14 protein-coding genes, 3 tRNA genes and 1 riboswitch are annotated in these 12,381 nt (G+C 51.2%); of the genes, 15 read left to right on the forward strand and 2 right to left on the reverse strand.

Annotation, left to right across the window (positions count from 1 at the left end; translation table 11 throughout):
* Window positions 1-41: 41 nt before the first annotated feature.
* On the forward strand, window positions 42-488 hold the full coding sequence (gene dtd, locus H7U36_RS12985) for a D-aminoacyl-tRNA deacylase (RefSeq protein WP_033126520.1): 447 nt from the start codon (window positions 42-44) through the stop codon (window positions 486-488).
* Between the two features lie 89 nt (window positions 489-577).
* On the opposite strand, the gene dapB is transcribed toward dtd, so the two are convergent.
* Window positions 578-1,378, reverse strand: a complete 801-nt coding sequence (gene dapB / locus H7U36_RS12990) for a 4-hydroxy-tetrahydrodipicolinate reductase (RefSeq protein ID WP_033126519.1) — start codon at window positions 1,376-1,378, stop codon at window positions 578-580.
* Between the two features lie 197 nt (window positions 1,379-1,575).
* Here dapB and H7U36_RS12995 point away from each other — a divergent pair.
* The 4 genes from H7U36_RS12995 to H7U36_RS13010 all read left to right on the forward strand — a co-directional run bounded on the left by H7U36_RS12995 (window position 1,576) and on the right by H7U36_RS13010 (window position 6,024).
* Window positions 1,576-1,650 (forward strand) — tRNA-Pro (locus H7U36_RS12995).
* A 322-nt stretch (window positions 1,651-1,972) separates the two neighbouring features.
* The gene (locus H7U36_RS13000; RefSeq protein ID WP_205156288.1) at window positions 1,973-4,360 is read left to right on the forward strand and encodes a hypothetical protein; all 2,388 of its coding nucleotides are present in this window, start codon (window positions 1,973-1,975) and stop codon (window positions 4,358-4,360) included.
* Window positions 4,361-4,469: 109 nt separating this feature from the next.
* A complete protein-coding gene (locus tag H7U36_RS13005; RefSeq protein WP_205156289.1) occupies window positions 4,470-5,045 on the forward strand; it encodes a hypothetical protein in 576 nt (191 codons plus the stop codon).
* A gap of 59 nt (window positions 5,046-5,104) precedes the next feature.
* Window positions 5,105-5,257: riboswitch (FMN riboswitch) on the forward strand.
* Between the two features lie 131 nt (window positions 5,258-5,388).
* Window positions 5,389-6,024 carry an ECF transporter S component gene (locus H7U36_RS13010; protein ID WP_033127093.1) on the forward strand — a complete coding sequence of 212 codons (636 nt, stop codon included), beginning with the start codon at window positions 5,389-5,391 and terminating at the stop codon, window positions 6,022-6,024.
* A 139-nt stretch (window positions 6,025-6,163) separates the two neighbouring features.
* Here the strand turns inward: H7U36_RS13010 and H7U36_RS13015 are convergent, their stop codons facing one another.
* A complete protein-coding gene (locus H7U36_RS13015) occupies window positions 6,164-6,526 on the reverse strand; it encodes a VOC family protein (RefSeq protein WP_033127092.1) in 363 nt (120 codons plus the stop codon).
* Between the two features lie 124 nt (window positions 6,527-6,650).
* On the opposite strand from H7U36_RS13015, the gene H7U36_RS13020 reads away from it, so the two are divergent.
* From H7U36_RS13020 to H7U36_RS13065, 10 genes are all read left to right on the forward strand, one after another.
* A complete protein-coding gene (locus H7U36_RS13020; RefSeq protein ID WP_191429098.1) occupies window positions 6,651-7,178 on the forward strand; it encodes a YcxB family protein in 528 nt (175 codons plus the stop codon).
* Window positions 7,179-7,182: 4 nt separating this feature from the next.
* Entirely contained in the window at window positions 7,183-7,620 is a 438-nt protein-coding gene (gene tsaE / locus H7U36_RS13025; protein WP_033127090.1) for a tRNA (adenosine(37)-N6)-threonylcarbamoyltransferase complex ATPase subunit type 1 TsaE, read from the forward strand.
* A gap of 25 nt (window positions 7,621-7,645) precedes the next feature.
* Window positions 7,646-8,350, forward strand: coding sequence for a tRNA (adenosine(37)-N6)-threonylcarbamoyltransferase complex dimerization subunit type 1 TsaB (gene tsaB / locus H7U36_RS13030; protein ID WP_033127096.1), 705 nt, complete (start codon window positions 7,646-7,648; stop codon window positions 8,348-8,350).
* Window positions 8,351-8,354: 4 nt separating this feature from the next.
* Window positions 8,355-8,798 carry a ribosomal protein S18-alanine N-acetyltransferase gene (gene rimI, locus H7U36_RS13035; RefSeq protein WP_191493910.1) on the forward strand — a complete coding sequence of 148 codons (444 nt, stop codon included), beginning with the start codon at window positions 8,355-8,357 and terminating at the stop codon, window positions 8,796-8,798.
* A gap of 106 nt (window positions 8,799-8,904) precedes the next feature.
* Window positions 8,905-9,144 (forward strand): hypothetical protein, encoded by a 240-nt coding sequence (locus tag H7U36_RS13040; protein ID WP_033127088.1) that lies wholly within the window; start codon window positions 8,905-8,907, stop codon window positions 9,142-9,144.
* A 1-nt stretch (window position 9,145) separates the two neighbouring features.
* Window positions 9,146-10,060, forward strand: coding sequence for a ribonuclease Z (locus H7U36_RS13045; protein ID WP_033127087.1), 915 nt, complete (start codon window positions 9,146-9,148; stop codon window positions 10,058-10,060).
* A 19-nt stretch (window positions 10,061-10,079) separates the two neighbouring features.
* The gene (tsaD, locus tag H7U36_RS13050; protein ID WP_191493911.1) at window positions 10,080-11,108 is read left to right on the forward strand and encodes a tRNA (adenosine(37)-N6)-threonylcarbamoyltransferase complex transferase subunit TsaD; all 1,029 of its coding nucleotides are present in this window, start codon (window positions 10,080-10,082) and stop codon (window positions 11,106-11,108) included.
* Window positions 11,109-11,113: 5 nt separating this feature from the next.
* Window positions 11,114-11,854, forward strand: coding sequence for a 2-C-methyl-D-erythritol 4-phosphate cytidylyltransferase (gene ispD / locus H7U36_RS13055; protein ID WP_205156290.1), 741 nt, complete (start codon window positions 11,114-11,116; stop codon window positions 11,852-11,854).
* Window positions 11,855-11,956: 102 nt separating this feature from the next.
* Window positions 11,957-12,042 (forward strand) — tRNA-Ser (locus tag H7U36_RS13060).
* Window positions 12,043-12,090: 48 nt separating this feature from the next.
* Window positions 12,091-12,180 (forward strand) — tRNA-Ser (locus H7U36_RS13065).
* The last annotated feature ends 201 nt before the right edge of the window (window positions 12,181-12,381 follow it).

A 12,381-nucleotide genomic window follows, 5' to 3' on the forward strand; every position in this document is an offset into this window, starting at 1 on the left:
TCTTCGTGGATGATAGAAGATAGCGAAAAGGAGGAAACAGTATGCGTTTTGTAATACAGCGGGTCACAAATGCGGACGTAAAGGTAGACGGTCAGACGATCGGAGAAATCGGCAGAGGCTTTATGGTGCTGATCGGCGTGTCTGACAGCGATACAGAGGAGATCGCGGATAAGATGGTAAAGAAAATGCTCGGCCTTCGCATTTTTGAGGATGAGAACGGAAAGACCAATCTGTCACTGGACACGGTAGGCGGGAGCCTTCTTCTCATCTCCCAGTTTACCCTGTATGCCAACTGCAAAAAGGGAAACCGCCCCAGCTTTATCGAGGCGGGCGATCCGTCCATGGCGGAGGAGATGTACGAGTACATTATTGAAAAATGCCAGGAGACAGTGCCCACAGTAGAGCGGGGGCAGTTCGGGGCAGATATGAAGGTGAGCCTCACAAATGACGGCCCCTTCACTATTATCCTGGACTCTGACACACTGTAACTGTAGCGGTAAATGAGCGATAAGAGGCACAAAGAAGGAGCGGCCGCAGTCATCCGAAAAGGATTGACGCGGCCGCTCCCTTTTCCTGGTCAGGACAGGTGGAGCACATCCTTGATGGTGTACCAGCCGGGCTCCTTGTCCGTCAGGTACAGTCCGCAGTCCACAGCTCCCCTGGCGAAGCACTCCCAGTTGTAGGAGTGGTGGGTGATCTCCAGCCTCTCCCCCATGAAGCCGAAGTACACGGTGTGGCTGCTGGGAATGTTGCCGGCCCGAAGCGAGTGGTAGCCAATGGTACCCTTTTCGCGGGGAGATACGCCGTGGCGGCCGTAGACGGCGATGTCGTCCAGCTCCTTACCCATGGCGTGGGCCATGATCTCGCCCATCTCTTTGGATGTGCCGCTGGGGGCGTCTTTCTTCCACTGGTCATGCATCTCCAGGATCTCTATGTCCGCCTCGTCCCCCACCGCTGTGGTCACGATCTCTAGAAGCTTGTTCATGATATTTACCAGCTTGGAGGTGTTGGCTGCGTAGAGCATGGGAATGGAGGAAGAGGCCTCCCTGAATTTGGCCATCTCCTCCGGTGAAAATCCGGTAGTGCCGCACACGAGCGCTTTCTTGTGCTTCACAGCGCTTTCCAGCACCTCCAGCCCGGTCTCCTTTGTGGAAAAATCGATGATCACATCGCAGTCATCTATGACAGCCTCCAGATCATCCACTACGGGTACCCCGAGCCGGCGCCCTGTCATGGCCACATCGCCCAGATCCTTTCCGATGTAATCTCTTCCTGCCGGCCCCACTCCGGCGATCAGCTGGATGTCAGAACGCTCCGCGGCGACCTGCGTGATGAGCCGGCCCATTTTTCCCCTGGGGCCTGTTACAATTAATTTCATAATCAGGGACTCCTTTCGCATAAGATTTTATAGGTATTTTAGCATATTTGTCTGAAAACGGGAAATAATAATTGTAGAATACAGGCAGATTTGTTGGCGCAATAAGGGCGAAAATAAAAAAATATTATGAATTTTACGATTTATTAAAAAAACACTTGCAATATACGACAGACTTCGAGTATAATACTATCTGTGACCGGGGTATGGCTCAGTTTGGTTAGAGCGCGCGGCTGGGGGCCGCGAGGTCGCAGGTTCGAATCCTGTTACCCCGACTTGAAAGACCAGTGGATTTCCACTGGTCTTTTTGTTGCTGTTTTTTCTTGGTTTCACAAAATATGGAGCCTGCTGGATACTCTATAGATTATTCTCACTGAAATAAAATTGAATATGGAAAAATATAGAAATAAGTATTTGGAAAGTATTGACAAAAATATACGGGGGGAGGTAAAATAGAACTGTTTAAATATGGGAGCTGTGACAAAAAATGGTATGTGCTTCTCGTTGGTGCTGTTCTGATTGCTGTGGTTTTTGGCAGTTTCAGTATTTAGACAGAAGTATCATTCCTGTAGGGGAAGAAAGTAGGAGGAGAGAACAATGTATAGAAAAAAGTTGGCAAAAGCATGTCTTGTGACTGCGCTGGCCGTGACTTTGGCTGCTACCAGCATGTCAACTGTGCTTCCGGGTCGGGCGTCGGTTGTGCAGGCTGAGGAGAGTGCAACCATGAATATCCAGTTCAAGGATGGAGACGAAGTAGTAGCGGGTGGTGATTACACTGTACCGGCAGGCGTGCAGAACTATTCCGTACTTACACAGTATGTGCCGGCAGGCTATCAGATGACAGCAAGTGGTGACTTCTATGCGGAAGACGGCGGAAAACTGGTTGTCAATATTGAAAAGATTGCTACAGATGTGACTATGAATATCCAGTTCAAGGCTGGAGATGAGGTGATAGCAGGCGGCGACTATACTGTGCCGGCAGGCGTACAGAACTATTCCGTGCTTGAACAATATGTGCCGGAAGGTTATAAGATGACGACAAGCGGCGACTTCTATGCGGAGGCCGGCGGAAAGCTGGTTGTCAATATTGAGAAGATTGCTACAGATGTAACTATGAATATCCAGTTCAAGGATGGAGACGAAGTAGTAGCGGGTGGTGATTACACTGTACCGGCAGGCGTGCAGAACTATTCCGTACTTACACAGTATGTGCCGGCAGGCTATCAGATGACAGCAAGTGGCGACTTCTATGCGGAAGACGGCGGAAAACTGGTTGTCAATATTGAAAAGATTGCTGTCTCCTCGACCATCAACGTAGTATTTGTGGACGAGAATGGCAACAATCTTGGCGGCGGAGATTTTACTGTTGACGCAGATGGCGATGGGATTTTCAATCTGTCTGAGCTGACTGTGCCGGAAGGATACGCTCTTACTGTGGCAGGAGATCAGTTTGTCTCAGAATATGTGGGCAAGACAACTACTCTTACAGCGAAAAAGGTTTTAAAATCTTCTATCATCAGGCTGCAGTTTGTAGATGAGAATGGAAATACAGTGGGCGGCGGAGATTTTTTCGTTGACGCGGACGGCGATGGAATTTTCAACTGGAAAGAGATAGAAGGACCGGTAGGCTACAGGCTGGCTGTTACTGGAGATGCTTTTGTGAAGGACTACTCAGCAGTCGAGGCGTCTGAGGTCAGGGTTGAGAAGATCGACAAAGGTACGATTATCAATGTTACATTTACAGATCCTCAGGGCAACAGCCTTGGTGGCGGCGACTACCTGGTAGACCTTGACGGGGATGGAATTGCCAACTACTCTGAGCTTGCGCTTCCTGTCGGATATAAACTGAACGAGACAGGTGATTTCTTTGTGGAAGAAGGCGCACACTATACAATTGTGCTTAACAGGGAAGGTGCTGCGATAATCCATGTGGTATTTAAGAGCGAAGGCGGCAAGAATCTCGGCGGAGGCGACTACTTTGTAGATGCGGACGGCAACGGTATTGCCAACTATTCAGAACTCACACTCCCGGAGGGCTATGAGCTGAAAGAGACAGGTGATTTCTTTGTAGATACAGAGAAGATCTATGAGATCACTCTGAATAAGGAGATTGAGGGAACGATCATCAATGTAGTATACGTAGATGAGGATGGCAACAATCTCGGTGGAGGCGATTATTTTGTTGACAAGGATGACGACGGTATTGCCAATTACTCTGAGCTTGATCTCCCGGAGGGCTATGAACTGAAAGAGACAGGAGATTTCTTTGTAGTCCCGGGAAAATCCTATACGATCGAACTGGCGAAGATCCAGGAAGGCAAGATGATCAATGTCGTGTTTGTAGACGAGGATGGCAACAACCTCGGCGGTGGGGATTACATCGTAGATGGGGATGGCGACGGTATTGCCAACTACTCTGAGCTCGATCTTCCTGTAGGCTATGAGCTGATTGTGACTGGTGATTTCTTTGTGGAAGACGGAGGAAAGTATACGATCACTCTGAAAATGCGTGAGACGATTTTAACAGTGACTTTTGAGGATACAGAAGGTAATGTGGTCGGGAAGGAGACTCTGGAGGCAGGAGTGCCTGGCTCACCAGAGGATACGCATCACTTTGTGCTTGGAGAGGATTTCCAGCTTCCTGAGGGATACCAGCTTGCCGATGGTGTGGACCAGATCACAAATATTGAGATTCCCTACGGTTCTGTAGGCGGACATACGATGATTGTTGAAAAAGTAGCTTCTGAAACTCCGGAAGATCCGACAACACCCGAAGAGCCTGAAAATCCTCAGGCTCCAGAAGACGGCAGCAAGGGTGAGACAGTCAGCACATCTGAAGAGTCCAAAAAGGCTGATTCAAAGAACGCAGAGGATAAGAATACTGCGCCCAGGACAGGTGATACATCTTCCGCAGGTGCAGCAGCAGCGGCGGCAGGTGTGAGTCTTGCAGCAATCGCGGCAGTGATCGCTAAAAAACGCAAATAAGCGGCAGCACAGTTTGCGCAGAAAAGTTAAATGATCCATAACAAAAATATTGCCAAAAATCCGTGTGTTTTTTGGCAATATTTTTTTGGAAAGGGACTGACAAATGAAGATGAAGAAAAGTTTTTTGCGGGCAGTAAGCCTGCTCCTGATTGTGCTGGCCCTGACGGCGTGCGGCGGCAGTGGGGAAAATGAAAATGATGCAGAAAAGGTGGACGACGGCTATCAGGGACGCGATACAAAGGGGTACGGTCATATGTATGATCATATGCCGGACTCTAATGTCTCTTATTCTGAAGAAGATACAGAGCATATACGGCAGTCCATCAATGCCTGGGCGGAAGGTGTTCTTTTGTCGGGGAGTGATGTGGACGAAGAGACGCGGCAGATGACAGAGCAGGGATTGTATGAGTGTATTGTTTCTGAGGATGATCTGGAGAGGGTAAAGGAAGACAGGAAGGTCTTTTACAGCGGAAACGTACAGGTTAGCCAGACCAACACAGAAGTGACGCGTGCCGTAAGGACGAGATATGACAAAAAGGATGTGGGCGAGGTTGACTGCACGGTCACATTTGAGGGATTAAGGGACGGACAGCCTTTCGTGAGGATATACAGTCTGACTTTGGTGATCAGCTATGAAAATCAGAGTGCGTCTGTCTATGAGATCGGAGAGATTGACTGGAAATAAAAAATAAAAACTCTTGCAAACAGCTCCATAAAGAGGTATAGTATTATCGAAATAAGGAATAAAGTCTTCGGGGTCGGGTGAAAGTCCCAACCGGCGGTATAGTCCGCGACCCGCGAACACATGGATGCGCTGCAGAGCATGGGAGATGTGTGAACGGCTGATTTGGTGAAATTCCAAAACCGACAGTAAAGTCTGGATGAGAGAAGAACTATGCGATATTATTTAGAGAACATTTTATTTCATGACTCCGATATTCATATGGATATGGGAGTTTTTTATTGCATAATTCCAAGAAGATTTTCTTTCCTGCAAAATATTTTATTCATCAAAGGAGAGAAAGAAAATGAGTACACAGGTTATGAACAACACAAATGCAAAACCGCGGGCAGGGGTCCGCACCATCGTACAGGCAGGCATGCTGGGAGCGATCGCCGTTGTGCTGATGCTCTTCGAGATCCCGCTGCCCTTTGCCCCCTCCTTCTACGAGATTGATTTCAGCGAGGTGCCGGTGCTGATCGGAACCTTTGCAATGGGGCCGGTGGCCGGGGCATCTATCGAGCTTGTGAAGATCCTTCTGAACTTTATCATCAACGGCACAACGACAGCGGGCGTAGGCGAGATGGCCAACTTTCTGATTGGGTGCGCGCTTGTGGTGCCGGCCGGCATTATCTACCGCAGAAAGCGCACAAGAACAGGCGCCATCATAGGCATGGCTACAGGCACTGTGTTCATGACGCTGATCGGATGCCTTCTGAACGCCTATGTGCTCCTTCCGGCTTACGCCACAGCCTTCCAGATGCCTATCGACGCGCTGGTGGCCATGGGCACAGCGGTAAACGGAAGCATCAACAGCCTGCTCACATTTGTGGCGTTTGCTGTGGCTCCCTTTAATCTTCTCAAGGGAGTGCTTGTATCGCTGATCGTATTTCTCATTTACAAGAAGATCAGCCCTGTTTTCCGCATGAACAGTCAGGCGTAGGGACAGATGCGACAGGTATAAAAGAGCTGAAAAAAGATCCGGACTGCAGACACACGGGGCAGTCCGGATCTTTGTATGAGCGCTTATCCATTTTTTATCCTTTGCCTGGCCCGGCTCTTGAGGGCGGCTGGGAACAGATCTAGGGGCAGATCTCCAGCCAGTAGCCGTCCGGGTCAGAGATGAAGTAAATGCCCATGGCTTCGTTCTCAAAGCAGATGCATCCCATCTCCTTGTGGAGCTGGTGAGCCTTCTCGAAATCGTCCGTGTGGAAAGCCAGGTGGAATTCATTGTCCCCCAGATTGTAGGGCCTGTCCATGTCCCTGAGCCAGGTGAGCTCCAGAAGGTGGGGGGTGACGCCGTCTCCCAGGTAGACGAGCTTGAAGCTCCCGTCCTCGGCCTCCGTCTGCCGGGTCACGGTAAGGCCCAGGGCCTTCTCGTAAAAATCAAGGGATTTTTCCAGATCATATACATTGATATTGTTGTGATAAAATGTAAACTTCAATTCAGGGTGCCTCCTTTAAATCGTAATTATCTGCCTGACGCAGTCTTTAATTAAGTATATCATGTGTAGCCGAAGAAAAAAAGATATGCTATAATGTTCCACATAGATGTAAAGGAGAGCTGGGATGGAAAAGGAAAAGAAGGAGATAAGGGCGCAGATCACGCTGGACGCGGAGGCTATCACTGAATTTATGATGTATCAGATTTATACAGGAGGAGCGGGCATAGCCGTGCTGGCGCTGGGAGCGCTGAACGCGGGGCTGGCGGTGGCTTTTGGGATACGGAGAGAATGGTTTATGATGCTGCTCTTTGCGGTGTTTGCCCTGCTCCTCTTCTTTGGTTTCCCGGCGGTGATCAAAAACAGGGTGTCTGTCCTGCAGGGGCAGAAGAAATTTGTAAAGCCTGTGGAATACATTTTTGACCAGGAGGGCATAAGGACAATGGCGGCTGAGAGGGAAAAGAGAGTGCCCTGGGAGAATGTGAAAAAGGCGGTATCCAGAAAGCACATTCTCATTCTCTATGACGAGAAAAAGCATGCCATGGTGCTGCCCATCTCCCAGCTCGGGGATGACTATGGGGCGGCGGTGGACATGATCACGGCCCATGTGCCCCAGGCGGCTGTGAGCATCAGAAAAAGTCAGGACAGGAGATAAACGAATGGTATTTGAGTCGAACAGTGAAAAAGATACCTTTGATCTGGGGCGCCAGATCGGAGAGAAAGCCGTGCCCGGTGACGTCTACACCCTGGTAGGCGACCTGGGAGTCGGGAAGACCGTGTTCACGAAAGGACTGGCAAAGGGCCTTGGTATAGAGGAGCCTGTCAGCAGTCCCACCTTTACGATCGTCCAGATCTACGAGGAGGGCCGCATGCCTCTCTATCATTTCGACGTGTACCGGATCGGTGACGTGGAGGAGATGGAGGAGATTGGATACGAGGACTGCATTTACGGGGAAGGTGTCAGCCTGATCGAGTGGGCAGACCTGATCGAGGAGATCCTGCCGGAGCACTATGTGGAAATAAAGATAGAGAAAGACCCGGGCCGGGGCTTTGATTACCGCAGGATCACTGTGGAGGAAAAAGGCCATGATCGATAATCATACAGATAAGGAAGATGCAGCAATGAGGATATTAGCACTGGACAGCTCCGGGCTGGTGGCTTCGGCGGCCGTCCTGGAGGAAGAGCAGACAATCGCGGAATACACAGTCAATTACAAAAAGACCCACTCTCAGACACTCCTTCCCATGGTGGATGAGATAGCCAGGATGATCGAGTTGGACCTGAAAACGCTGGACGCCATCGCGGTGGCGGCTGGCCCGGGATCCTTCACCGGGCTTCGGATCGGGTCGGCCACGGCGAAGGGGCTGGGGCTGGCCCTGGACATCCCGCTGATCCATATTCCCACACTGGAGGGACTTGCCTACAACATGTACGGCGTGTCGGAGCTGGTGTGTCCTCTCATGGACGCCAGGCGGAAGCAGGTCTACACGGGTATTTACTCCTTTGAAGGGGGATTTTCCACAGTCATGGACCAGTGTGCCATCCCTGTGTCGGAGCTGGCGGACCGGCTGAACGAGCTGGGACAGGCGGTGATCCTTCTGGGGGATGGAGTCCCGGTATACAGGGAGACCCTGGAGGGGAGGCTGTCGGTTCCCCACACATACGCGCCGGCTCATATGAACAGGCAGAGAGCGGCCTCAGTGGGAGCTCTGGGGATGGAGTATTACAGGCAGGGCAGGACGGAGACGGCCGCCCAGCACGCACCGGATTATCTGCGGGTGTCCCAGGCTGAGCGGGAGAGGGCGCAGCGGGAGAAAAAGGAGTAGGAACATGCTAGTGATCAGAAAGATGAAAGAGACAGATATCCCCGCTGTGGCCAGGCTGGAAGCGGAGATATTCCCGGATCCCTGGAGTGAGAGGGCGCTGATGGACAGCTACAGACAAAAGCAGACGCTGCTCCTTGTGGCCTATGAGGATTACCAGCTGATCGGGTACCTGATCATGTATTATGCTTTGGAGGATGGAGAGATTGCCCGGATCGCTGTAATCCCCCGAAAGAGACGGCAGGGGGTAGGCGCCCGGCTTCTTCTGGAGCTGGAAAATCTCTGCGAGATAGGGGGGATCACAAGGCTGCTCCTTGATGTGAGAGAGAGCAATGGACCGGCTATTTCCTTCTATACGGATTACGGGTTCGTGCAGGACGGCGTCCGAAGGAGATTTTACAGCGATCCTGTGGAGGCCGGCGTGCTGATGAGCCGTGACCTGGGGAAATAGCTGTCAGAGGAGGAAGCAGTTCCCACTATGACGGGGCAGTTCATCCATATATAATGTAGGCGTAACAGAAGAACAATCCTGTGAGATACCATTTAGGAGGAAATGTATGCGCCAGTATGAAATGATAGAAACAAGAGAAACTCAGAGAAAAATAAAAAAAATAATCTGTAATAAATGTGGAAGAGAGATCCCCACAGAAAAGGGGGAGCCGAGAGCGGATTTCCTCTCTGTGGAAAAGAGGTGGGGGTACTTTTCCGAGAAGGACAACCAGGTGGACGTCTTCGATCTCTGCGAGGAGTGCTACGACGCCCTTGTCGCCACATTTGTTATTCCGGTAGGAGAATAGAATGTTAGATGTATGTTTAGTTGGAACGGGAGGGATGATGCCCCTCCCTTATCGCTGGCTGACCGCTTTGATGGTCCGCTACAACGGGAGCAGTCTTCTTATCGACTGCGGGGAAGGAACCCAGATCGCCATCAAGGAGAAGGGATGGAGCTTTAAGCCCATCGATGTGATCTGTTTTACCCATTATCACGGGGATCACATCAGCGGACTGCCCGGCCTTCTGCTCACCATGGGAAATGCGGATCGGACGGAGCCCCTCACTCTGATCGGCCCAAAGGGGCTGGAGAGAGTGGTGAACGCTCTGCGGGTTATTGCCCCTGAACTTCCCTTTAAAATCCGGTTTCTGGAGATTACGGAGCCGGAGCAGACATTTGAGATGAACGGATACCGTCTGAAGGCCTTCCGGGTCAACCACAATGTGCTCTGCTACGGCTACACGCTGGAGATTGACCGGGCGGGGAAATTTGATGTGGCCCGGGCTCAGGCTGCGGACATTCCCCAGCGTTGCTGGGGCCTGCTCCAGAAGGGAGAGACCGTGGAATATGAAGGGCGGACGCTGACACCGGACATGGTGCTGGGACCTCCCAGGAAGGGGCTGAAGGTCACCTACTGCACGGATACCCGGCCTACGGATTCCATACGCAGCAACGCCAGACACTCGGATCTGTTTGTCTGCGAGGGAATGTACGGGGAGAAGGATAAGCAGAAAAAGGCTAAAGAGTACAAGCATATGACGTTCTACGAGGCGGCCCGCCTTGCGAAGGAGGCGGAGGTGAAGGAGATGTGGCTGACTCATTACAGTCCCTCCCTCAATCACCCGGAGGAGTTTTTGAATGATGTGAGGGAAATCTTTCCCAATACGGTGACGGCCAGAGACGGCAGAACGATGGAACTGGTATTTTCAGATGATAAATAGGAAGGCAGAGGCAAGTGAAATGAACGAAGAGAAAGATATTCTTATCCTTGCGATAGAGAGCTCCTGTGACGAGACGGCGGCGGCTGTCGTCAGAAACGGCAGGGAGATCCTCTCGAATATTATATATTCACAGATCGACCTCCACACGCTGTACGGCGGAGTGGTGCCGGAGATCGCGTCCAGAAAGCATATCGAGAAGATCAATCAGGTCATAGAGAAGGCGCTGGTGGAGGCCGGCGTTTCCCTGCGGGACATAGACGCGGTGGGCGTCACCTACGGCCCCGGACTTGTGGGAGCCCTCCTTGTGGGTGTGGCGGAGGCCAAGGCCATCGCCTACGCGGCAGGCAAACCACTGGTGGGAGTGCATCACATTGAGGGACATATTGCGGCCAATTTTATCGAGCACAAGGAGCTGGAGCCGCCCTTCCTCTGTCTGGTTGTCTCCGGCGGGCACACCCATCTTGTGCGGGTCAGAGACTATGGAAAATTCGATATCCTGGGACGGACCAGGGACGACGCGGCAGGGGAGGCCTTTGACAAGGTGGCCCGGGCCATTGGGCTTGGCTATCCGGGAGGCCCAAAGATCGATAAGGTGGCAAAGGAGGGGAATCCGGACGCCATCCAGTTTCCCAGAGCCCGCGTGGAGGATGCGCCCTACGATTTCAGCTTCAGTGGTGTGAAGTCGGCAGTCCTCAACTACATCAATGGCTGCCGTATGAAGGGGGAGACCTTCAGTCAGGCGGATGTGGCTGCTTCTTTCCAGAAAGCGGTGACAGACGTGCTGGTTGGGAATGCCATGCACGCGGTGGAAGAATTCGGCGTGGATAAATTTGCCATTGCAGGAGGCGTGGCCGCCAACAGTGCGCTTCGCCAGGCGATGGCACAGGCCTGTGAAGACAGGGGGATTAAATTCTACTATCCCTCTCCCATTTATTGTACAGATAACGCGGCCATGATCGGTGTGGCCGCCTACTACGAATATAGAAACGGTACCAGACACGGCTGGGATCTCAACGCGGTTCCCAACCTGAAGCTGGGCGAGAGGTAAAGAGGATGGGCAGAGAGACCGGGACAAAGAAAAGATGTACCGCTATTTTGCTGGCGGGAGGACAGGGGACGAGGATGGGCTCGAGGATACAGAAGCAGTATCTTCTGATTCAGGACCGCCCGGTCCTCTTTTATTCGCTTCGCATATTTGAGAGGTCAGAGGTGATCGATGACGTGGTTCTGGTGACCGGGGCGGGGCAGACAGAGTATGTCAGAAAAGAATTTGTGGGAAAATATCATTTTACAAAAGTGACCCACATCGTGGAGGGAGGCCGGGAAAGGTATCACTCTGTGTGGGAAGGCTTGAAGGCGGTACGGGCTGAGGGTGATCTTCAGGACAGGTATATTTTTATCCATGACAGCGCCAGACCCTTCCTGACAGAGGAGATCATTCGGAGGGCATACTGCGATGTGCAAAAATATCATGCCTGTGTGGTGGGTGTCCCGAGCAAGGATACAGTAAAGATTGTAGATGAGAAGACATTTTCCAGGGAGACGCCTGACCGGAGGTTTGTGTGGATTATCCAGACTCCCCAGGTCTTTGACGCTTCTATCATCCTAGAGGCGTACGCAAAAATGATGTCCCGGGACAAGATACAGGCCACGGACGATGCCATGGCTGTGGAGAATGAGCTCTGTATTCCTGTTCACATGACAGAAGGGAGCTACGAGAACATCAAGATCACGACTCCGGAGGACCTGGACATAGCGAAAGTGTTTGTAAAGAGGTGCTTTCCGGATCTTTGACAGGAAAATCCAAAAAATTTAAAATTTTGTATTGACTCAGGTTTTTCAGTGTGATAAAATAACCAATGTCGCTGAGAAAGCGGCATGAAAACAAACCAACGTGGAGAGGTATCGAAGTGGTCATAACGAGGCGGTCTTGAAAACCGTTTGTCCGCAAGGGCGCGTGGGTTCGAATCCCACCCTCTCCGCTTCATATTGAATAGACGAAAGTCTGTGTGATATGAAAAGGGCAATTTGGAGAAGTACCCAAGCTGGCCGAAGGGGCTCCCCTGGAAAGGGAGTAGGTCGTTAACAGCGGCGCGAGGGTTCAAATCCCTCCTTCTCCGCTTATAATAGCATCGGTTCTGAGAACTGAAAATGATGTCAAAAAAACTTAAAAAAAGTTCTTGACAACAGAAAAACAAAATGCTATTATAGAAAAGCTGACTCGCGAGAGACAGCAAAAGACAAAAAGAACCTTGATAACTGAACAATAGACAACGACCCTGAAAATTTCTAAGAGAAATATTCAGAACGGAAATCAGACC

It is taken from the genome of Faecalicatena fissicatena (genome assembly GCF_016900595.1).
GTDB lineage: Bacteria > Bacillota > Clostridia > Lachnospirales > Lachnospiraceae > Claveliimonas > Claveliimonas intestinigallinarum.

What these genes read in the sequence shown, in the direction of transcription:
- H7U36_RS13000 (WP_205156288.1), top strand. Translation starts at nt 1,973, where the DNA reads ATGTATAGAAAAAAGTTGGCAAAAGCATGTCTTGTGACTGCGCTGGCC.
- ispD (WP_205156290.1), top strand. Translation starts at nt 11,114, where the DNA reads ATGGGCAGAGAGACCGGGACAAAGAAAAGATGTACCGCTATTTTGCTG.
- H7U36_RS13010 (WP_033127093.1), top strand. Translation starts at nt 5,389, where the DNA reads ATGAGTACACAGGTTATGAACAACACAAATGCAAAACCGCGGGCAGGG.
- tsaE (WP_033127090.1), top strand. Translation starts at nt 7,183, where the DNA reads ATGGTATTTGAGTCGAACAGTGAAAAAGATACCTTTGATCTGGGGCGC.
- H7U36_RS13005 (WP_205156289.1), top strand. Translation starts at nt 4,470, where the DNA reads ATGAAGAAAAGTTTTTTGCGGGCAGTAAGCCTGCTCCTGATTGTGCTG.
- H7U36_RS13040 (WP_033127088.1), top strand. Translation starts at nt 8,905, where the DNA reads ATGCGCCAGTATGAAATGATAGAAACAAGAGAAACTCAGAGAAAAATA.
- rimI (WP_191493910.1), top strand. Translation starts at nt 8,355, where the DNA reads ATGCTAGTGATCAGAAAGATGAAAGAGACAGATATCCCCGCTGTGGCC.
- dapB (WP_033126519.1), bottom strand. Translation starts at nt 1,378, where the DNA reads ATGAAATTAATTGTAACAGGCCCCAGGGGAAAAATGGGCCGGCTCATC.
- H7U36_RS13020 (WP_191429098.1), top strand. Translation starts at nt 6,651, where the DNA reads ATGGAAAAGGAAAAGAAGGAGATAAGGGCGCAGATCACGCTGGACGCG.
- tsaB (WP_033127096.1), top strand. Translation starts at nt 7,646, where the DNA reads ATGAGGATATTAGCACTGGACAGCTCCGGGCTGGTGGCTTCGGCGGCC.
- H7U36_RS13045 (WP_033127087.1), top strand. Translation starts at nt 9,146, where the DNA reads ATGTTAGATGTATGTTTAGTTGGAACGGGAGGGATGATGCCCCTCCCT.
- tsaD (WP_191493911.1), top strand. Translation starts at nt 10,080, where the DNA reads ATGAACGAAGAGAAAGATATTCTTATCCTTGCGATAGAGAGCTCCTGT.
- dtd (WP_033126520.1), top strand. Translation starts at nt 42, where the DNA reads ATGCGTTTTGTAATACAGCGGGTCACAAATGCGGACGTAAAGGTAGAC.